Annotated in this window: 23 protein-coding genes and 1 pseudogene; 14 read left to right on the top strand and 10 right to left on the bottom strand. The window is 70.3% G+C overall.

What is annotated here, in order from left to right:
* Positions 1–221: 221 nt before the first annotated feature.
* From ACFWN7_RS06995 to ACFWN7_RS06950, 10 genes are all read left to right on the top strand, one after another.
* A complete protein-coding gene (locus tag ACFWN7_RS06995) occupies positions 222–431 on the top strand; it encodes a heavy-metal-associated domain-containing protein (RefSeq protein ID WP_376938036.1) in 210 nt (69 codons plus the stop codon).
* 1 nt (position 432) lies between these two features.
* The gene (locus tag ACFWN7_RS06990) at positions 433–1,410 is read left to right on the top strand and encodes a heavy-metal-associated domain-containing protein (protein WP_376938035.1); all 978 of its coding nucleotides are present in this window, start codon (positions 433–435) and stop codon (positions 1,408–1,410) included.
* A gap of 156 nt (positions 1,411–1,566) precedes the next feature.
* Positions 1,567–3,786 carry a heavy metal translocating P-type ATPase gene (locus ACFWN7_RS06985; RefSeq protein WP_376938115.1) on the top strand — a complete coding sequence of 740 codons (2,220 nt, stop codon included), beginning with the start codon at positions 1,567–1,569 and terminating at the stop codon, positions 3,784–3,786.
* Between the two features lie 62 nt (positions 3,787–3,848).
* Positions 3,849–4,115: a hypothetical protein gene (locus ACFWN7_RS06980; RefSeq protein ID WP_376938034.1), complete on the top strand. Its 267-nt coding sequence runs from the start codon at positions 3,849–3,851 to the stop codon at positions 4,113–4,115.
* Between the two features lie 38 nt (positions 4,116–4,153).
* The gene (locus ACFWN7_RS06975; protein WP_376938033.1) at positions 4,154–4,489 is read left to right on the top strand and encodes a chorismate mutase; all 336 of its coding nucleotides are present in this window, start codon (positions 4,154–4,156) and stop codon (positions 4,487–4,489) included.
* Positions 4,486–5,406 carry an SDR family NAD(P)-dependent oxidoreductase gene (locus tag ACFWN7_RS06970; protein WP_376938032.1) on the top strand — a complete coding sequence of 307 codons (921 nt, stop codon included), beginning with the start codon at positions 4,486–4,488 and terminating at the stop codon, positions 5,404–5,406. The genes ACFWN7_RS06975 and ACFWN7_RS06970 overlap by 4 nt, the downstream gene beginning before the upstream one ends.
* Positions 5,403–5,597 carry a hypothetical protein gene (locus ACFWN7_RS06965; RefSeq protein ID WP_376938031.1) on the top strand — a complete coding sequence of 65 codons (195 nt, stop codon included), beginning with the start codon at positions 5,403–5,405 and terminating at the stop codon, positions 5,595–5,597. Before ACFWN7_RS06970 ends, ACFWN7_RS06965 begins: the two co-directional genes overlap by 4 nt.
* Before the next feature lie 63 nt (positions 5,598–5,660).
* On the top strand, positions 5,661–6,362 hold the full coding sequence (locus ACFWN7_RS06960; protein WP_376938030.1) for an endonuclease/exonuclease/phosphatase family protein: 702 nt from the start codon (positions 5,661–5,663) through the stop codon (positions 6,360–6,362).
* A 3-nt stretch (positions 6,363–6,365) separates the two neighbouring features.
* Positions 6,366–6,785, top strand: coding sequence for a pilus assembly protein CpaE (locus ACFWN7_RS06955; RefSeq protein WP_376938029.1), 420 nt, complete (start codon positions 6,366–6,368; stop codon positions 6,783–6,785).
* A gap of 36 nt (positions 6,786–6,821) precedes the next feature.
* Positions 6,822–7,409: a hypothetical protein gene (locus ACFWN7_RS06950; RefSeq protein ID WP_376938028.1), complete on the top strand. Its 588-nt coding sequence runs from the start codon at positions 6,822–6,824 to the stop codon at positions 7,407–7,409.
* A 119-nt stretch (positions 7,410–7,528) separates the two neighbouring features.
* Here ACFWN7_RS06950 and ACFWN7_RS06945 read toward each other — a convergent pair whose 3' ends face one another.
* From ACFWN7_RS06945 to ACFWN7_RS06930, 4 genes are all read right to left on the bottom strand, one after another.
* A complete protein-coding gene (locus tag ACFWN7_RS06945; RefSeq protein WP_376938027.1) occupies positions 7,529–8,074 on the bottom strand; it encodes an OsmC family protein in 546 nt (181 codons plus the stop codon).
* 131 nt (positions 8,075–8,205) lie between these two features.
* On the bottom strand, positions 8,206–8,709 hold the full coding sequence (locus ACFWN7_RS06940; protein ID WP_376938026.1) for an NUDIX domain-containing protein: 504 nt from the start codon (positions 8,707–8,709) through the stop codon (positions 8,206–8,208).
* 53 nt (positions 8,710–8,762) lie between these two features.
* A complete protein-coding gene (gene purL, locus ACFWN7_RS06935) occupies positions 8,763–11,069 on the bottom strand; it encodes a phosphoribosylformylglycinamidine synthase subunit PurL (protein WP_376938114.1) in 2,307 nt (768 codons plus the stop codon).
* A 180-nt stretch (positions 11,070–11,249) separates the two neighbouring features.
* Positions 11,250–11,549 (bottom strand): hypothetical protein, encoded by a 300-nt coding sequence (locus ACFWN7_RS06930; protein ID WP_376938025.1) that lies wholly within the window; start codon positions 11,547–11,549, stop codon positions 11,250–11,252.
* Positions 11,550–11,779: 230 nt separating this feature from the next.
* Here ACFWN7_RS06930 and ACFWN7_RS06925 point away from each other — a divergent pair, with 230 nt between their 5' ends.
* Positions 11,780–12,394 (top strand): TetR/AcrR family transcriptional regulator, encoded by a 615-nt coding sequence (locus tag ACFWN7_RS06925; RefSeq protein WP_376938024.1) that lies wholly within the window; start codon positions 11,780–11,782, stop codon positions 12,392–12,394.
* A 24-nt stretch (positions 12,395–12,418) separates the two neighbouring features.
* On the top strand, positions 12,419–14,899 hold the full coding sequence (locus tag ACFWN7_RS06920; RefSeq protein WP_376938023.1) for a PEP/pyruvate-binding domain-containing protein: 2,481 nt from the start codon (positions 12,419–12,421) through the stop codon (positions 14,897–14,899).
* 22 nt (positions 14,900–14,921) lie between these two features.
* On the opposite strand, the gene ACFWN7_RS06915 is transcribed toward ACFWN7_RS06920, so the two are convergent.
* Complete coding sequence (locus tag ACFWN7_RS06915; protein WP_376938022.1) at positions 14,922–15,155, bottom strand: hypothetical protein; 234 nt, start codon at positions 15,153–15,155, stop codon at positions 14,922–14,924.
* A gap of 109 nt (positions 15,156–15,264) precedes the next feature.
* On the bottom strand, positions 15,265–15,726 hold the full coding sequence (locus tag ACFWN7_RS06910) for a DUF3817 domain-containing protein (protein ID WP_376938021.1): 462 nt from the start codon (positions 15,724–15,726) through the stop codon (positions 15,265–15,267).
* Positions 15,727–15,986: 260 nt separating this feature from the next.
* On the opposite strand from ACFWN7_RS06910, the gene ACFWN7_RS06905 reads away from it, so the two are divergent.
* A complete protein-coding gene (locus ACFWN7_RS06905; RefSeq protein WP_376938020.1) occupies positions 15,987–16,427 on the top strand; it encodes a Fur family transcriptional regulator in 441 nt (146 codons plus the stop codon).
* Positions 16,428–16,508: 81 nt separating this feature from the next.
* Entirely contained in the window at positions 16,509–17,969 is a 1,461-nt protein-coding gene (locus ACFWN7_RS06900) for a catalase (RefSeq protein ID WP_376938019.1), read from the top strand.
* A 91-nt stretch (positions 17,970–18,060) separates the two neighbouring features.
* On the opposite strand, the gene ACFWN7_RS06895 is transcribed toward ACFWN7_RS06900, so the two are convergent.
* The 4 genes and pseudogenes from ACFWN7_RS06895 to purS all read right to left on the bottom strand — a co-directional run.
* Entirely contained in the window at positions 18,061–18,285 is a 225-nt protein-coding gene (locus ACFWN7_RS06895) for a hypothetical protein (protein ID WP_376938018.1), read from the bottom strand.
* 147 nt (positions 18,286–18,432) lie between these two features.
* Positions 18,433–18,708, bottom strand: a complete 276-nt coding sequence (locus ACFWN7_RS06890; protein ID WP_376938017.1) for a hypothetical protein — start codon at positions 18,706–18,708, stop codon at positions 18,433–18,435.
* Between the two features lie 118 nt (positions 18,709–18,826).
* Positions 18,827–19,525, bottom strand: coding sequence for a phosphoribosylformylglycinamidine synthase subunit PurQ (purQ, locus tag ACFWN7_RS06885; RefSeq protein ID WP_376938113.1), 699 nt, complete (start codon positions 19,523–19,525; stop codon positions 18,827–18,829).
* Positions 19,526–19,641: 116 nt separating this feature from the next.
* Positions 19,642–19,875, bottom strand: a pseudogene (gene purS / locus ACFWN7_RS06880) (phosphoribosylformylglycinamidine synthase subunit PurS); the annotation flags it as partial.
* Positions 19,876–19,948: the final 73 nt, after the last annotated feature.

Below are 19,948 nucleotides of genomic sequence, written 5' to 3'. Positions count from 1 at the left end.
CAACGAGAATGTTATCCCTGGTTACCCGGGGGCCCACCCCGCGTTTCCCGGGCGCGCCCGGCCGCGGGGGCGCCAGCCCCGGGGGTAACCGCAACCCGCGCCGCACTCGTCTGCGCGCGGAATCGTGCCTCGTCGGCTTGTCGGGAATACCCACCATGGGTATGCTGTTGCGAGAAGTACCCCCTAGGGGTATCAGTTCAATCACCGACGAGGAGTCCGAAATGAACGAACGCGAGTACCAGGTGACGGGCATGACCTGCGGTCACTGCGAGCTGTCGGTGCGCGAAGAGGTCGCGCAGCTCGGCGGTGTCGACGTGGTCGAGGTCACCGCGGCATCCGGCCGGCTCATCGTGACCGCCCCGGCCCACGTCGACGACGCGGGCGTGCTCGCGGCCGTCGAAGAGGCCGGGTACAGCGCGGTGCGCGTCTGAGATGCGCACCGCGACACGGCTCGGGCTGTTCGCCGTGGCGACGGCGGCGGTGTTCGCCGTCGCCTTCGGGGCCGCCCGGGCGTTCATCCCGGCCGAGGTCTCGGCCGCCCCGACTTCTGATTCCGCGGAGGACGCGATGCACGCCCACGACACCGCCGAGACGGACGGCGACCAGGCCGCCACCGCAGCGGGCGACGACGTGCGGGGCCTCTCGATCTCGCACGCCGGCTACCGGCTCAGCGAACTGCGCGCACCGGATGGCACGGGCGCATCTGGTGACCTCTCGTTCACCCTGCTCGGCCCGGGTGCCGAACCGCTCACCGGCTACGACCGTGCGCATGAGAAGGACCTGCACCTCATCGTGGTGCGCACCGACGGCGCCGAGTTCCGGCACGTGCACCCGACGACCGACGGCGCGGGCGCCTGGACCATCCCGTGGAGCTGGGCCGCCGCGGGCACCTACCGCGTCTTCGCCGACTTCGTGCCCACCGCGCTCGGTGACACCGTCACGCTCACGAGCACCCTCGAGGTGGCGGGCGACTTCGCTCCCGCACCGCGCGGCGCCGACACCGCGACCTCGACCGACGGCGAGGTGACCGTGGAGCTCGACGGCGAACTCGTGGCCGGCGCTTCGAGCGAGCTGACCTTCGCCGTCACGCGCGACGGCGAGCCCGTCACGACGCTCGAGCCGTACCTCGGCGCCTACGGCCATCTCGTGGCGCTGCGCGACGGCGACCTCGCCTACCTGCACGTGCACCCGATGGGCGAGCCCGCCGACGGCGAGACCGAGCCCGGCCCCGAGATCACCTTCATGGCGCAGGCGCCCACCCCGGGTCGCTACCTGCTCTACCTCGACCTGCAGCTCGACGGCCGGGTGCACAGCCTCCCGTTCGTCGTCACGGCGGACGAGGCGGATGCCGCGGCATCGCGCCAGTCGGACACCGACGACGGCCGCGACGCCCACGGCGACGAACACTGACGCGAGCTTCGACACGAGCCCACGAGGAGCACCATGACCAGCCCCACCGGCACGACAGGCGGCGACACGGCCGCCGGCGCAACCGCCAAACCCGCCGCGAGCGCGAGCACGAGCACGAGCACGAGCACGAACACCGTCGAGCTCGAGATCGGCGGCATGACCTGCGCGTCGTGCGCCATGCGCATCGAGAAGAAGCTCAACAAGCTCGACGGCGTCACCGCCTCGGTGAACTACGCCACCGAGAAGGCGCGCGTCGCGGCTCCGGCCGACGTCGACCCGCGGCGGCTCATCGCGGTGGTCGAGGAGGCCGGGTACACGGCGACGCTGCCGCCGCCGCCCGCCGCGGCCGGGACCGCCGGCGGACCGGGCGACGGCATCCCGGGCGAGTCTCGCGCCGACGCCGAACTGCGCTCGCTGCGCCGGCGCCTCATCGGCAGCATCGTTCTCTCGGTGCCCGTGATCCTGATCGCGATGGTGCCCGTGCTGCAGTTCACGTACTGGCAGTGGGCGTCGTTCGCCCTCGCCGCGCCCGTCGTGGTCTGGGCGGCGTGGCCGTTCCACCGTGCCGCATGGATGAACCTGCGCCACGGCGCCGCCACGATGGACACCCTCATCTCGATCGGCACGATCGCCGCGTTCCTGTGGTCGACCTACGCGTTGTTCCTCGGCACCGCCGGGGTGCCGGGCATGACGCACGGCTTCGCGCTCATGATCGCGCCGACCGACGGCGCGTCGAACCTCTACCTCGAGGTCGCCGCAGGCGTCACCATGTTCGTGCTCGCGGGCCGGTACTTCGAGAAGCGCTCGAAGCGACAGGCGGGTGCGGCGCTGCGCGTGCTGCTCGAACTCGGCGCGAAGGACGTCGCGGTGCTCCGCGGGGGCGTGGAGACGCGGATCCCGCTCGAGCAGCTCCAGGTCGGCGACGAGTTCGTCGTGCGTGCGGGCGAGAAGATCGCCACCGACGGCGCGGTCGTCGACGGACGCAGCGCCGTCGACGCCTCACTCCTCACGGGCGAATCCGTGCCGGTCGAGGTCGCGTCGGGAGACGCCGTCGTGGGCGCGACCGTCAACGTCGGGGGGCGGCTCGTGGTGCGAGCGACGCGCGTGGGCGCCGACACCCAGCTCGCGCAGATGGCGAAGCTCGTCGAGGACGCGCAGTCGGGCAAGGCCGAGGTGCAGCGCCTCGCCGACCGCGTCGCGGGGGTGTTCGTGCCCGTCGTCCTCCTCATCGCCGTGGCTACCCTCGGCGCCTGGCTCGGCGGCGGCTTCCCCGCCGAATCGGCGTTCACCGCCGCGGTGGCGGTGCTCATCATCGCCTGCCCGTGCGCGCTCGGGCTCGCGACCCCCACCGCGCTCCTCGTGGGCACCGGTCGCGGCGCGCAGCTGGGCGTGCTCATCACGGGCCCAGAGGTGCTCGAGTCCACCCGTCGGGTCGACACGATCGTGCTCGACAAGACCGGCACGGTCACCACCGGGCGGATGTCGCTCCACGGCGTCCACTCGGCCGACGGCGTCGACGAGGCCGACCTCGTCTGCCTCGCGGGTGCCGTCGAGCACGCCTCGCAGCATCCCATCGCCCGCGCGATCGCGGCCGAGGCGGAGCGCCGCTTCGGCACCCTTCCCGTTCCCGCGTCGTTCGAGGACCACGCGGGCCGCGGCGTGCAGGGCATCGTCGACGGACGCCTCGTGCTGGTGGGCCGAGCCTCGCTGCTCGAGGACTGGGCGCTCGCGGTCGACCCGTCGCTCGCGGCATCCGCTGCCCGTGCCGAAGCCGAGGGACGCACGCCCGTGTACGTCGCCTGGGACGGACGCGTACGCGGCGTGCTCACCGTGGCCGACGCCGTGAAGCCGACGAGCGCCGACGCCGTGACGCGCCTGCGCAGGCTGGGGCTCACCCCGATCCTGCTCACGGGCGACAACGAGGCCGTGGCGCGCAGGGTGGCCGCCGAGGTCGGCATCGACGAGGTCGTCGCCGAGGTGCTGCCGGCCGACAAGGTCGCCGTGGTCGAGCGCCTGCAGGGCGAAGGGCGACGCGTCGCGATGGTCGGCGACGGCGTGAACGACGCGGCGGCGCTGGCGCAGGCCGACCTGGGCATCGCGATGGGCACCGGCAGCGACGTCGCGATCGAGGCATCCGACATCACGCTCGTGCGCGGCGACCTGCTCGCCGCGGTCGACGCCATCCGGCTCGCGCGGCGCACGCTCGGCACGATCAAGGTCAACCTGTTCTGGGCGTTCGCCTACAACGTGGCCGCGATCCCGCTCGCCGCGCTCGGTCTGCTCAACCCGATGCTCGCCGGTGCGGCGATGGCGTTCTCGAGCGTCTTCGTCGTCGGCAACAGCCTTCGGCTGCGCGCGTTCCGTTCCGGCACCTGATCATCCTCCACGCACGCCGCGATGGGGTTCCTTCCCGTGTTCGAACTCGGCACGATGGGAGCATGGACAACGACACTCGCCGCTCGAATCCGACCGCCTGGTGGGCCTTCTGGATCGGCCTCATCGGTCTCGTGCTCATGCCGATCCCGCTCTTCATCGGCCTCATCGTCGGTGGGGCGCTTGGCGCGATCGCCGCGATCCTCGCGGTGATCGGGCTGCTCAAGTCGCGGCACACGGGTGGGCGGGGCATCGGCCCCGCCGTGTTCGCCATCGTGTTCGTGCTGCTCATCTTCGGCGGCATCTCGGTCGGCGGCGGCACGATCTGGTAGCCGCGCCATGTGGCAGCGACCGCGGGTAGGGTCGAAGCATGACTGACGGGTCCATCGACGAACGGGATGCCGCGATGAGCGAGCTCCTCGGCATCCGTTCGAGCATCGACAACATCGACGCGGCCCTCATCCACCTCCTCGCCGAACGGTTCAAGTTCACCCAGCAGGTGGGGCGCCTGAAGGCCCAGCACGGACTGCCGCCGAGCGATCCCGACCGGGAGCGCCGCCAGATCACCCGGCTCCGCGCGCTCGCGACCGACGCGCACCTCGACCCGGCGTTCGCCGAGAAGTGGTTCAACTTCGTCGTCGCCGAGGTCATCCAGCACCACGAGGAGCTCGCGGGCGGGGCGAACGGCATGTCGGGCGAGTTGTGAGCTGGTATCCGATCACGCTGCGGTCGCAGGCGGGGCGCCGCTACCTCGTCACGGGCGCCAACCGGGGGATCGGCTTCTTCACCGCCGCGCGGCTCGCGGGCGCGGGGGCACACGTGGTGCTGAGCGGGCGGAGCCGCGAGCGGCTCGCCGCGGCGGCTGCCGCGATCCGCGGCGCGCGCCCTGCGGCATCCGTCGACACCCTCGTCATGGACCAGTCGTCGCTCGAGTCCGTCGACGCCGGGGCCGAGCGACTCCTCGCCGGGCCGCCCCTCGACGGCGTGGTCGCGAACGCGGGCATGGTGCACACGCCGCACATGCGTCTCGAGTCGGTCGACGGCAACGAGCTGGTGCTCGCCACGAACGTACTCGGGCACTTCGCGCTCCTCGGAGCCGTGCTGCCGCACGTCGTGCCGGGCGCACGCATCGTGTCGCTCGGCTCGCTCTCGTCGCGGCTCTCGACGTTCCGCGTCGACGACCTGCAGCTCACCCGCGGCTACGACTCCTGGCTGGCGTACGCGCACTCGAAGATCGCGTCGCAGGTGCTCGGGTTCGAGCTCGACCGGCGGCTGCAGGCGGCGGATGCGCCCGTCGCGAGCATCGTCGCCCACCCCGGTTACGCGATCGGCGGGCGCACGCCGACTGTGCCCGGCGTCATGGAACCCGGCCGCGGCGCCCGCTTCACCGACGCCCTGCAGGCCGCGTGGGCGCAGGGCAAGCACCGCGGCGCCGAGGTGGTGCTGCACGCGCTGACCGCGCCGGGCGTCGAGGGTGGCCAGTACTGGGGTCCGCGCTACGTGACCCGCGGCGTGCCCACGCTCCAGACCCCGACGCGCGTCTCGACCGATCTCGACGTCGGCGCCCGCTTCTGGGCGTTCGCCGAGGACGCGACCGGCCGGTCGTTCACGGTGAGCGGATGACGCAGCGCACACGATCCGGCTGGTCGTCCGCGCCGCGCGTGCGGCGGGTGCTCGCCCGGGTCGTCGTGGTCGTGGGCATCGCGCTCGCCGCGATCGGGCTCATCACCGCGCGATACGGCCTCCTCTTCGCGGGGATCATCGTGGTCGGCCTCGGAGCCGCGCTGGGGCCGGCGCGCATCCGACAAGACTGAGCGCCCGTCCACCGGCGTCATTCGGTCCCGCGGCACGGCCCGCGCGACATAGGCTGGTCGGAAATGAGAGTGATCAGCTACAACCTTCGCAAGCACCGGGCGAGCGGCGAGCTCGTCGGGCTCGCCGAGCGGCACTCGCCCGACATCCTGTGCCTCCAGGAGTGCGACACCCGTGAGCTGCCGCCGCAGATCCACGAGCTGCATCTCGCGGACTCGACCTCGCGCAACCGCCTGGGCCTGGCCGTCTACTACCGCGACGACCGCTTCCGCGCACTGCGCGGGCAGTCGTTCGTGCTCAAGAAGTCGCTCCACGATCACATCCTGCGGCCCGCCCACGAGCGGCTCATCGGCGTTCGCCTGCTCGACCTCGAGGAGCAGCGCGAGCTGATCGTCGCCTCGTTCCATGCCGCGCCCCTGACGGCGCTCAACTCGCTGCGGCGACACCAGATCAGCTCGGCGCTCGGCGAGCTGCAGTTCCTCGGCCCGGGGCTCCCGACGCTCATGGTCGGCGACTACAACTATCCGATCTTCAAGGAGAACCTCGGCGAGAGGGTGCGCGACTCGGGGTACGAGCTCACCCTGAGCGACAAGCGCACGTACACGCGCTACAAGTTCTTCCGCGGTCACTTCGACCTGGCGACATCCGTCGGGCTCGAGATCCACGGCATCGAGACGCTGCCGCGCGGGTCGTCCGACCACATGCCGATCATGGTGGACGCGAGCTACAGCGAACTCGCGCAGGCCGGCGTCGCCGAGGGGCCGTGACCCGTGATCAGCCGGGAACTGGCGCTCGCGCTCCGGGAGGCCGGCCTCGGCTGGCACCCCGAGTCGGGTGACCGGTTCCAGCTCGACCTGCCCGAGTCGGTCGAGCCCGAGATCGAGGCCGACGTCTTCACCGTGAGCGAGATGACGATCGAGCCGCGCCGGTACGCGAGCGGCACGATCCTCGGCTTCAACGGCACGACCGAGTGGGCGCTCGACTCGGTCGCCCTCGCCGACGCGGTGTGGCTGCCGCGCGAGGACCAGCTGCGCGAGCTGCTGCGCGCGACGTTCCGGTCGCTCACCCGGCTCGACGACTCGTTCGAGGTCGAGGTCGAGATCGCCGGCGAGCGGCGCCGGTTCGAGCATTCCGATGTCTCGGAGGCATACGGGCTCGCCCTGCTCGAGCTCGTCGGCAGGTCGCGATGAGCTCGCCCGGGACGAGGTGCGTGCGGTGAGGTGCGCATGGTGACCGATTCCTCGGGGCCGGATGCCGCGGGGCCGGATGCTGCGGGGTCGGATGCCGCGGGGCTGGATGCCGCGGGGCTCATCGCCCGCGTGCACGAGCTCGTCACCGCGGCCGCGGCCACCTTGGGCGCTGCCGCCGCGCGCGAAGAGGCCGTCGCCGAGTTCGTGCCCGAGCGCCGAGTGCTCGGCGTGAGGCGTGCAGCTCGCATGACCGCGACCGGCCGCGTCTGGCGGCTCGGCGTGCTGCTCGTCGGCGCCGACGGTCGTCTGTACGCGACGGGGCGGGTCGTACGGGCCGAACGTGCCACGCGACGGAGCATCCCGGCGAACGCGATCGCCGAGCAGCGCGCCTTTCGCGCGGCTGCCGTGAAGGGCGGGCTTCCGGTCGGCGAGACCGTGAACTTCGGCGCGGACCCGATCGATGTCCGCGAACTCGTGCGGGCCGGGGCATCCGGACCTCTCGTACTCCGTGGCGGCGTGGTGCTCGTGCGTTGGAATCCCACTCAGCCCGATGCGCTCACCCCGCTCGATCGCTACCTGGCCGATCGGGTCGAGTTGCTCGTGCATCCGCCGGGCGGTGCCTGAGCAGCCGCCCGCACCGGTCGGTGCGCGTCCCGGGGTGCGTTCCGGCCAGGTGGACCGGGTCAGCCCTGCGAGTCTGGCCGGAACACACCCCGGGAACGAAGCGACGTCACTCCGTGACCTCAGACCAGCTCGACCGTGGTCGGGACGGGGTTCGCGAACAGGTCGAGCACGGGGCAGTGCTCGTCGACGACCCGGCGGAGCTCGTCGTAGCGCTCGGACGACTCGGGACCCGTGAGCTTCACCGCCAGACGGACGGCGTTGAAGCCGGGGCGCACCGTCGCCTCGATGCCGAAGAGCTTGCGGGCGTCGAGGTCGCCCTCTGCGCTGATCTCGACGTCGTCGACGACGATGCCGAGGGCGTTGGCGTAGAGACGGTAGACCACGATCTGGCACGAGATGAGGGCGCCGAGCGCATACTCGACGGGGCTTGCCGCGACGTCGTCGCCGGCAAGCGCGGCCGGCTCATCGACGACGAAGCGGTGGCGTCCGGCAGTGATCTCGCTGGCGACGGAGCCCGAGCCGCGCCCGTTCACCCGGTAGGTGAGGTGCGCCGACGTCGGGTCGGCGGCGATGCGCTCCTGCCAGGCGGTGCCGGCAGCGCCGAGTCGAGCAGCGCGTTCGGCGGAAGAGGAATCGGGAACGAGGGTCGTGTCTGCGAGCGTCATGCGGGCACGCTATCGACGCCCGTCCCGCAGATCCAACTGATCACGTCACAGTTCGACCGCGGGCGCCATGCAGAGACTCGGTGGTGGCGGGAGAGTGCACGCCCGCCACGCGAGCGGCACGGCGTCCGCGGTCAGAACCCGAATGCCGTGATCGGCCGGAGCGTGCCCGCGCGCCACGCGTCGAGCACGAACCGTTCGTGGTGCACGACGTTCTCGGGCAGCGCGGCGAGGTCGAACCACCGCAGGTCGGCGGCCTTCTCCTCCTGCAGGGCGGGCGCGCCGTTCCACGAACCGCAGGCGAAGAAGAAGTCGACGCGCTGGTCGACGGCGAGTCCGGTGGGCGCGGTGCGGTGCATGGCGGTGAGCGCTTGGAGGTCGCCCTCCGCCACGGTGATGCCGAGCTCCTCGGATGCCTCGCGCACGGCGGCCTCGACGACCGACTCGCCCGCTTCGACGTGGCCGGCGGCCGACGCCGCCCAGAAGTCGTCGTAGTAGCCGGTGTTCGCCCGGAGCTGGAGCAGCACGCGGTCTTCGTCGACGAGGAGGACGTACGCCGCGGGCACGACGCTGAACCCGCCGTGCTCGGCCGCGTACAGGGCCGGGTAGGTCTGCCGTGCGTCGGCCGGGTCGCTCATGGCGTCGCTCGTGGTCCGCTCGGTTTCGTGGTTCGCCCGGCTTCGTGGTCGGCTCAGTATCCGACGATCGGGCCGAAGGCGTCGGCGAGCGGCGCGCGGTTGACGGTGCGGAGCTCGTCGACCGGCACGGTGAACAGGCCTTGTACCTCGAGGGAGGCGGATGCGGCATCCGTCACGCCGATGCGACGTACCGGGTAGCCGCGTCCCTCGCAGAGGCCGCGGAATTTCACGTCGTCCTCGCGGGGAACCGAGACGATCACACGGCCGGTCGACTCGGAGAACAGCGCCGTCGCGGCGTCGATGCCGGCGTCCTGCAGCACCTCGTCGAGCACCACGCGGGCGCCGACGCCGAAGCGGCCGATCGCCTCGGCGAGCGCGACCGCGAGGCCGCCGTCGCTCAGGTCGTGCGCCGAGTCGATGAGACCCTCGAGTGCCGCGGCGGCGAGGAGTTCGGCGAGCGCCTTCTCGCGGGCGAGGTCGACCGCCGGCGGGCGTCCACCGAGGTGGTCGTGCACGACGCCCGCCCAGGCCGAGCCGTCGAGCTCGAGCGCGGTGTCGCCGAGGAGGTAGATGTTGTGGCCGTCGTCCTGCCATCCCGAGGGGATGCGGCGGGCGACGTCGTCGATCACGCCGAGCACGGCGATCACCGGCGTCGGGTGGATCGGCACGTCGCCGGTCTGGTTGTAGAAGCTCACGTTGCCGCCGGTGACGGGAATGCCGAGCTCGAGACATCCGTCACTCAGGCCCTCGACGGTCTGCGAGAACTGCCACATGACCTCGGGGTTCTCGGGGGAGCCGAAGTTGAGGCAGTCGCTCACGCCCATGGGCACGGCGCCGGTGACGGCGACGTTGCGGTACGCCTCGGCGAGCGCGAGCTTGGCGCCCTGGCGCGGGTCGAGCTGCGAGTAGCGGCCGTTCGCGTCGGTCGCCACCGAGACGCCGAGTCCCGACTCCTCGTCGACGCGGATCATGCCGGCGTCGTCGGGGTAGCTGAGCGCGGTGTTGCCGAGCACATAGTTGTCGTACTGGTTCGTGACCCACGCGGCATCCGCCTGGTTCGCCGACCCGACGAGCTTCAGGAACTGCTCGCGCAGCGCCTTGGGCTTGTCGGAGCGCTTGAGATCGGCTGCGGTGTCTGCCTGGAGTGCGTCGATCCACGTGGGATACGTGACCGGGCGCTCGTAGACCGGGCCGTCGACGGCGACGGTGCGCGGGTCGACGTTCACGATCTCCTGGCCGCGCCACATGATCGAGAGGCGACCGGTGTCGGTGACCTCGCCGAGGACGCTCGTCTCGACGTCCCACTTCTTCACGACCTCGAGGAATCCGTCGAGCTTCTCGGGGCGCACGATCGCCATCATGCGCTCCTGGCTCTCGCTCATGAGGATCTCCTCTGGCGTGAGCGTGGGGTCGCGCAGCAGCACGTCGTCGAGCACGATCGACATGCCGCCGTCGCCATTGGAGGCGAGTTCGGACGTGGCGCACGAGATGCCGGCTGCTCCCAGGTCTTGGATGCCCTCGACGAGGTCGTTCTGGAACAGCTCGAGGCAGCACTCGATGAGCACCTTCTCGGCGAACGGGTCGCCGACCTGCACCGCCGGGCGCTTCTTCGGAGCGGCGGTCCCTGAGCCTGTCGAAGGGGCGAACGTGTCGGATGCGAGAATGGATGCCCCGCCGATGCCGTCGCCGCCGGTGCGGGCGCCGAAGAGCACGACCCTGTTGCCCGCGCCCTTCGCGTTCGCCAGATGCAGGTCCTCGTGCCGGAGCACGCCCACGGCGAGCGCGTTCACGAGCGGGTTCGCCTGGTACACCGGGTCGAACCAGGTCTCACCGCCGATGTTCGGCAGGCCGAGGCAGTTGCCGTAGAACGAGATGCCGCTGACGACGCCGTGCACGACGCGGGCGGTGTCGGGGTGGTCGATGGCGCCGAAGCGCAGGGCGTCCATGACTGCGACGGGGCGTGCGCCCATCGAGATGATGTCGCGCACAATGCCGCCGACGCCGGTGGCCGCGCCCTGGAACGGCTCGATGTACGACGGGTGGTTGTGCGACTCGATTTTGAAGGTGACGGCCCAGCCCTCGCCGATGTCGAGCACGCCGGCATTCTCGCCCATGCCCACCATGAGGTGCTGCTTCATCTCGGGCGTGACCTTCTTGCCGAACTGGCGCAGGTAGATCTTCGACGACTTGTACGAGCAGTGCTCGCTCCACATGACCGAGTACATCGCGAGCTCGGCGCTCGTGGGTCGGCGGCCGAGGATGTTGCGGATGCGCTCGTACTCGTCGGGCTTGAGGCCCAGCGCGGCGTACGGCTGCTCCTTCTCGGGCGTCGTCGCGGCGACCTCGACGGTGTCGAGCACCGGCGTCGAGGTCGCGGGGGCAGCGGCGGTCCCTGAGCTTGTCGAAGGGGCGGGGGCTTCAGCAGTCACGTGTGGCGAGCTCCAAGAAACGGCGGCGAGCGGATGCCGCGGGCGAATGCCGGACCCCGCAAGTCTACCCGGCGGCGCTCATGCGAACGGTGCTCGCTCTGCTCGCGGGGGTCAGCCCCGGTCGAGTCCGAACGTGTGTTTCACGAGGGCCTGCACGTCGCGATCGAGCGCATCGATGCGGGTGTTGACGGCGTCGAATCGCGCGTCGACCGCCTCGAAACGGGCGTTCATCTCGGCGCGAAGCGAACCGATCTCGCCGCGAACCTCGGCGCGAAGTGAGCCGATCTCGATGCGGAGCCCGCCGATCTCCGACCGCAGGACCCGCACGAACAGCGTCGAGATGATCGTGAGCGTGCCGAACATCAGCGTCGTGAAGACGCCGATCATCGTCCAGACCTGGGCTTCGGTCACTGCGAGCACCTCTCCATCTTGACGCGTTCCACAGCAGAATGCCACGGGGCTCGGCGCCGCCGGCGGAGTTCGTGCAACGCGACGCAAGCTGGAGGCATCCGTCGGGCTGCCGAGGACGAGTCGCGGCCGATGCCCAGGGTCCCGCTTCTGGTGCGCTCGGGCCTCCCCCCTTGTCAAGGAAGCCTCACTTATGACATACTCTGTGTCAGGAGAGCATGAAGGGACGCAAATTGTCTGACATCGTGCCGCGCGATATCCATCCGACACTCCGAGACCGCCAACGGGAATCAACCCGTCGACTGCTCGTCGATGCCTTCACGCAGGTCATCCTGCGCGACGGCATCCACGACTTCTCGATGCAAGCGGTCGCCGACGAGGCGCGCTGCTCCCTCCGCACGCTCTACCGGTACTTCCCGAATCGTGAAGCGCTCATCGACGGCCTCGACGCGGAAACCGACGCGTTCGTTGAGTCCTGCTTGGATCGTGCACCGGAGACCGGAAGCGAGGAACTGGCCGAACTCATGGAGCGCCTCGCCGTACTGTACGACGAGCGCAGCGACCTCGTCAGGGCATGGGCGGCCGCCGATCTCGACACGCGACTCCGAACCTCGGTCCACCAGCGCGTCCGCGCACTCATCGACGCGGCTGTCGACCAAGCCGCGCCGGCGCTCTCGGCCGACGAGCACGCGCGCGTCTTCAGCGCACTCCGACTGGTGGTGTCGCGGCGATCCTGGCTGTCACTCACCGACCACCTGACCGCCGACGACGCCGCGATGACGGCCGGATGGATCATCCGCACCCTCCTCGCCGACCTCGCGAACGGCGGCGGACCGAAGCGCGATTGATTCACGTCTACGAAGGAGTGAACGATGGACACCGCACTGCTGGAACCGATCCCGCTCGAGCACGCGGCCCGTCTCCCGGTCGAGGTCGCCGGTGGCAAGGCGTCGCGTCTCGCGACCCTTCGCGCCAGGGGCTTCATGGTGCCCGACGGATTCGTCCTGACGACGGCGGTCCACGACCGGGCGACCCGTACCGTCGGAGCGGAGCGAACCCGAACCGTTCCCACGTTTCCCGAACAGCTCCGCGCGTCCTTCGTCGCCGCCTGCGATCGGCTCGGGTATCCGCTCATCGTCCGGTCATCCGCCGTCGCCGAGGATCTCGCCGCCGCCTCGTTCGCCGGGCAGTTCGAGTCGGTGCTCCACGTGCGCACCGCCGACGACGCGATCGCCGCCGTCGAGCGGTGCTGGCACGCCGCCTCGAGCGAGCACCTGACGGACTACCGCCGAGCCCACGGCACGGCCGACGGCTCGGTCGCCCTGCTCGTGCAGCGTCAGCTCGCGCCCGGCTCTGCGGGAGTGGCGTTCGGGCGAGATCCGGTAACGGGTGACGACCGCGTCGTGATCGAGGCCGTGCCCGGTCTCGCCGACCGCCTTCTCGAGGGCGAGGTGTCGCCCGAGCGATGGACCGTCGTCGACGGTATGGCTGCTCGTGACGCCAGTGGGTCGGGGGCTCCTGCGCTCCGAGAACCGGAGGTGCTGCGCATCGCCGCGATGGTGCAGCGGCTGGGCGAAGTCTTCGACGGCCCGCAGGATGTCGAATGGGCCTTCGTCGGGGATGAGCTCAATGTGCTGCAGAGCCGCCCGATCACTACGTTGGCGGCATCCGCGGTTTCCGGCTCGCGCGCTCGACCGTCGGTGCCGGCGGCATGGCTGCGCGACTCGACGCACTGGCCCGATCGGTTGTCGCCATTCGGCGCCGCCGTCTGGGCGAACATGATGCGCAACGGGACTCGACACGCGGCCGACGTCTTCGGCCTGGTGATTGCGACGGGCGAGCTGCACGTCGTCGAGCACCGGGCCTATCTCGAGGTGATCCCGTTCGGGGCCGGCAAGCTGCCGCCTCCACCGCCCTGGCTATTGCCCGTCCTCCTCCGGATCGTCCCGCCGATCAGGAGGCGCATCGCGCGCGCCGTCGAGGCGGTTCGCACCGACGTCGCCGGAGACGTCCTCGAGCGATGGATCTACGCAGACGCTCCTCGTCTCGCGGCCGAACTCGAGACGCTCCGCGCCGTCGACCCTGCGGTGATGGATGTCCTGGCCGTCGTGGATCACCTCGACGAGACGCTCGGGTTCCTCGAACGCGCATGCACCGAGCACTGGGTCGTCGAGTTCGCCCAGTCCCAGGTGCTCGGCGACTACGTGTTCCTCGCTCGGGACCTCCTCAACTGGGATCCAGGTCACGCATTGTCCGCGCTCAACGCGCGCTCATCGACTTCGACCGACGCTGCCGTAGCGCTCGACGAACTGGCGAAAGTCTTCGTGGCCGCGCCCGAGGAGGCCGCCGGCAGTCCAGGATCGCGCGTGACGGCGACGCTGGCCGACGATACCGAGGCCTCGGCGGCGCTTCACCGCTACCTCGATCGATACGGCGGACGGATGCTCGGCGCCGATCCGATGGATCGAATGCTGGCCGAGCAACCCGAATCGCTCGAGCCGGCACTCGACGCCGCGATCGCCCGCCTCCGCGCCGCATCGACGCTGGACGAACCCGCACGAGGTTCCGACTCCGGTGTCGCATCCGATCCACCCGACCCGGCGTCCCAGGACGTCCCTGACCGGGAGCGCGCTCGCTGGCAGCGAGCCGTCGCGCGTGCTGAACGCTACTACGGAATCCGCGACGAGAGCGAACTGCTCGGCTTCGGCGAACCGCTCGGGCTGGTGCGCCGCGCCACGCTCGAACTCGGCCGGCGACTCGCCGATCGCGGTCTGCTCGAACGCCCGGACGATTGCTTCATGCTGACTCCAGGTGAGCTCCGCGAGGCGGCGGGAGGCGAGAGTCGGCTGCTGCACGTCGCGTCGACCCGGCGGCGCGAGTTCGACGCCGCGGCGCTCCTGCCGGACGTGTCCGCTGTCGGCACGCTTCCCCCGCAGCCCGACCTTCGGGCACTGCCCGTCGAGGCGCGCTTCGCGAACGAGGCATTCATCTGGTATCTCGGCTCGATCGTGGGTGAGGCTCGCGATGCGCCGGAAGGAGCGCTCGTCGCCGGCACGGCCGCGTCGGCCGGACGATACCGCGGGCCGGTGCGCGTGATCCGTGGATCCCAGGACTTCCATCGGGTCCGTCAGGGCGACGTGCTCGTGTGCCCGACGACCGCGCCGTCGTGGAGTCCGATCCTCGGCCAGGTCGGAGCGGTCGTGGCCGACCACGGCGGGATGCTCTCACACCCGGCGATCATCGCGCGCGAGTTCGGCATCCCCGCGATCGTCGGCACGACGGACGGTACCTCGAGGCTCAGGGACGGCGAGGTGGTGCTCGTCGATGGCGCCGCCGGCATCGTCAGTCGCTGAGCGAGCCCACAGTGCGTGGTCGTCAGTCCCGATCGAGGCCGAACGTGTGCTTCACCAGCGCCTGTACGTCGCGGGCGAGCGCGTCGATGCGGGTGTTCATCTCATTGCGAAGGCTGACGATCTCGCCGCGGAGCCCGCCGATCTCGCTGCGGATCACCCGCACGAACAGCGTCGTGACGAGCCCCAGCGTGCCGAAGAGCCCGGCCGCGAACACACCGATCAGTGTCCACACCTGCGGTTCTGTCACCTCGAGCACCTCTCCATTGTCGGTCGGATGCGACGATCCTGCCAGTGCGGGTTCGGCCTTGGCGGGCGCGACAGCGAGAGTGCGAGTGGGGTCGGCCCCGTGTCGGCTGTGGAGGAGACTACGCCTCGCGACCTCCGGGCGGCCCGATCACGAGCAGCGTCGCGAACACTGCGGCGATGCCGATCACCGCGGCCACGGTGAGCAGCACCGGACGAGCGAGGAACCAGCGCAGCATCCGGTTCACCCAGTTGCCGTCGGCAGGGTGGTCGCTGTGCTCACGTCGCCAGTCGCCGTCGAGGCGCCCGCGCCCCATCAACCAGAGCTCGAACGGTATCGTCGCGTAGGGCACGATCGCGGTGAGCACGGCGAATGCGATGAGGCCGACGCTCCAGCGTTGGTTGACGCCCACGAGCACCGCCTGGAACGCATACGCGAGGAACACGAACCCGTGGATCGACCCGCCGACGAGCACCGCGGCATCGACGCCGGCCGCGTACTTCAGGATCATGGCGACGATGAGGATCGTCCAGGTGACGGCCTCGGCGAGGGCGAGTGTGCGGAAGAGACGTTTCGGTGACACGGATGCTCCAGGGTTCGGGTTCCTCCATCGTCTCAGGCGCCGGCTGGGAGACGCATCGAACGAATGGTTGATCCACTCGCCACAGCCCTGTCAGCGCGTGACCGAGACGATCAAGTGGCAGGCCCCGACGTTCGTGTACAAGGGCAACATCGCGCCTGCAGCGGCTCATCCGGTCGTGGATCGCCGACCGCGACGAGGGTCGCTGACGACCACTGGCAGTTGTCTTGACTGAATCAAAACAACTCCGCTACTCTCGGGGCATGGCCGCCGAGACCCGCACACATCGCGACGAGGCATCCGCTCGTCTGCGCGCCGCGGGGCTCAAGGTCACCGAGTCCCGCCTCGCCGTCATCGACGCGTTCCGCCCCGGCGAGCACCTCGACGCCGACGAGGTGTTCCGGCGCGTGCAGACCACGCTGCCGACCACGTCGATGCAGGCCGTGTACGGCGTGCTCGCCGCGCTCGCCGCTGTGAACCTCGTGCGCAAGTTCGAGCCGGCGGGCTCGGCGGCGCGTTACGAACGTCGCATCGGCGACAACCATCACCACCTCGTGTGCACCGACTGCGGCAAGGTCACCGACGTCGACTGCGTGATCGGCGAGGCGCCCTGCCTCACGCCGAGCGACACGCACGGCTTCCAGCTCGCCACCGCCGAGGTCACCTTCTGGGGCCGCTGCCCCGACTGCCAGGCCGCCGGGTAGCCCCGGCCTTTCGACGACCGCCGACTCGGCGGTGTTCGGCGTGCCCGCACGCCGGCGACCACCCACAGGAAGAGGAGATCCATGACGGAACCCACCACCACGCAGACCGGAACCCCGGTGGCGAGCGACGCCCACTCGCTCACCGTCGGCGCCGACGGCCCCACGGTGCTGCACGACCGATACCTCGTCGAGAAGCTCGCGCAGTTCAACCGCGAGCGCATCCCCGAGCGCATCGTGCACGCCAAGGGCGGCGGCGCGTTCGGCCGCTTCGAGGTCACGGCGGATGTCTCGGCCTACACCCGCGCGGCCGTCTTCCAGCCCGGCGCGCAGTCCGAGACCCTGCTGCGGTTCTCGTCGGTCGCGGGCGAGCAGGGCTCGCCCGACACCTGGCGCGACGTGCGGGGCTTCTCGCTGAAGTTCTACACGACCGAGGGCAACTACGACCTCGTCGGCAACAACACCCCGGTGTTCTTCATCCGCGACGGCATCAAGTTCCCCGACTTCATCCACTCGCAGAAGCGCCTGCCGGGCTCGGGCCTGCGCGACGCCGACATGCAGTGGGACTTCTGGACCCTCTCGCCCGAGTCGGCCCACCAGGTGACGTACCTCATGGGCGACCGCGGCCTGCCGAAGTCGTGGCGCGAGATGCAGGGCTACGGCTCGCACACGTACCAGTGGATCAACGCCGAGGGCGAGCGGTTCTGGGTGAAGTACCACTTCCACTCGAAGCAGGGCGACCTGCACCTCGACGCCGAGACCGCCGAGGCGATCGCGGGCGCCGACGCCGACTACTACCGCCGCGACCTCTTCGAGGCGATCGAGCGGCGCGAGTTCCCCGCGTGGGATCTCTTCGCGCAGGTCATGCCCTACGAGGACGCGAAGACGTACCGCTTCAACCCGTTCGACCTGACGAAGGTGTGGCCGAAGACCGACTACCCGCTCATCCCGGTCGGCACCCTCACCCTCGACCGCAACCCGCAGAACTTCTTCGCCGAGATCGAGCAGGCGGCGTTCTCGCCGGCGAACACGGTGCCGGGCATCGAGATCAGCCCCGACAAGATGCTCATGGCCCGCGTGTTCAGCTACCCCGACGCGCAGCGCTACCGCGTGGGCACGAACTACAACCAGCTGCCGGTGAACGCGCCGCACGCGGCATCCGTGCACAACTACTCGCAGGACGGCGCGGCGCGACACCACTTCAACGCGCCGACCGCGCCTGTGTACGCGCCGAACTCGTTCGGCGGTCCCGCGGCATCCGCGGCGCTCGCCGCCGAGGGCGGCTGGGAGGCCGACGGCGAGCTCGTGCGCACCGCCTACACGCTGCGCGCCGACGACGACGACTTCGGTCAGGCCGGCACGCTCTACCGCGAGGTGTACTCGGCCGAGGCGAAGGCGCGCCTGCTTGCGACGCTCACCGGCCAGGGCGACGCGATCACGGTCGACGCGATCCGCGAGCGGTTCTTCCAGTACTGGACGAACGTCGACGCCGGGCTCGGCGCCGCGCTTCGCTCGGAGGTCGGCAGCGAGCAGGCGGCCGCCTAGCAGCAGAGCGGATGCCGCCGCGCATGTCCTCCGACGGGAGACGTGTGCGGCGGCATCCGTCGCTTCGGGACTCGCGTCGGACCGACGCGGGTCAGCCGCGGTCGATCCCGAAAGTGTGCTTGACGAGCGCCTGGACGTCGCGGTCGAGCCCGTCGATGCGTGTGCCGACCACATCGAAGCGCGCGTCGAACTTTGTTTCGAGGCGACGAACCTCGGTGCGCAGCACGTGGATGAAGAGCGTCGACACGATGGTGAGCATGCCGAACATCAGCGCGATGAATGCGCCGATCATCGTCCACGTCTGGGCTTCGGTCACCTCGAGCACCTCTCCATCATCGCCGGGTGGTTCCGAGAATGCCAGTGTCGCTGGATCGTCGCGTGTCGATGAGCGAAGACACTGGTGGTCCTGGAATCCACTTGGATGTGGAGGAGGAGTCGATCGGATGTCGCTGGCGGCGTCGGGTCAGCCGCGGTCGAGCCCGAAGGTGTGCTTCACGAGCGCCTGCACATCGCGGTCGAGGCCGGTGATTCGCGAATCCACGGATTCGAAGCGCGCGTTCATCTCCGCATGGAGGGAGTCGACTTTCACCTCGACCCTCCCGATCTCGGAGCGGACGCCGCCGAGCTCGCTGCGGAGGACGCGGACGAAGAGCGTAGAGACGACGGTGAGCATGCCGACCATCAGCGTCGTGAAGACGCCGATCATGGTCCAAACCTGAGCCTCGGTCACCTCGAGCACCTCTCCATCATCGCCGGGTGCATCCGAGAATGCCAGCGATGGCGGGCCGGAAAGGGGTGGAATCCGGAGGAAGTGGACGCCTGTGGCATCCGCTCGCCTGTGGAGGAGGAGCGGCGGACTACGCCTCGACGAGGGCGCGGCGCACGACGCTCGTGAAGAACCCGAGGCCGTCGACACCAGACCGCATGGCCGCCGCGGCGTCGGGACCGAAGCCCGGCTCGACCGCGTGCTCGGGGTGCGGCATGAGACCCACCACGTTGCCGCGCTCGTTCGAGATGCCGGCGATGTCGCGCAGCGACCCGTTGGGGTTCACGTCGACGTAGCGGAACACGACGCGGCCCTCGCCCTCGAGTCGATCGAGGGTCTCGTCGGACGCGATGAAGCCACCCTCGCCGTTCTTCAGCGGGATCGTGATCTCCTGGCCGGCCTCGAACCCGCTCGTCCAGTCGGTCGAGGCGTTCTCGACGCGCAGCACCTGGTCGCGGCAGATGAACGAGCCGTGGTCGTTCCGGATGAGTCCGCCCTCGAGCAGGTGTGCCTCGGTGAGCATCTGGAAGCCGTTGCAGATGCCCAGGACGGGCAGCCCCGCGTTCGCGGCATCCACGACCTCGGTCATGATCGGACTGAGGGAGGCGATCGCGCCGCAACGCAGGTAGTCGCCGTAGCTGAAGCCGCCGGGCAGGATGAGCGCGTCGACGCCCTCGAGGTCGTGCGAGCCGTGCCAGAGGGCGACGGGCTCGGCACCCGCCAGGCGCACCGCACGCTGCGCGTCGCGGTCGTCGAGCGAGCCGGGGAACGTGATGACGCCGATGCGCATGTCGCTCACTCCGCTCAGTGCGTCTCGCCGGCGGGCGCGACGTAGCCCTCGTCGGCGTGCTCGGCGGCCGTGTGCGCGGCTTCCTCGGCGAGCTCGGCGTTCGAGAGTTCGTAGTGGATTCCGACGACGTCTTCGATGACCGAGTTCGAGAGGATCTCCTCGGCGATCTGGTGCACGCTCGCCTTCAGGGCATCGTCGATGGGGCCGTCGACGGTCAGCTCGAATCGCTTGCCGATCCGCACGCCGGTGAATCCGGCGTGGCCCGTGCGGGCGAGGGCGCCGGCGAGGGCCTTCCCCTGGGGGTCGAGCAGTTCGGCCTTGGGCATTACGTCGACGACGATGGTGGGCACCGCGGTTCTCCGTCCGGTGTCGGGAGGGTGGATGCCTCGATTCTATCGGGGGTTCGGGCCGCCTCTTGTCGAT

The sequence above is a fragment of the Agromyces sp. NPDC058484 genome, from assembly GCF_042720415.1.
In the GTDB taxonomy this organism is placed as follows: Bacteria; Actinomycetota; Actinomycetes; order Actinomycetales; family Microbacteriaceae; genus Agromyces.
Note: the sequence above shows the minus strand (reverse complement) of the source record. Positions and strands in the feature narration are given on the sequence as shown.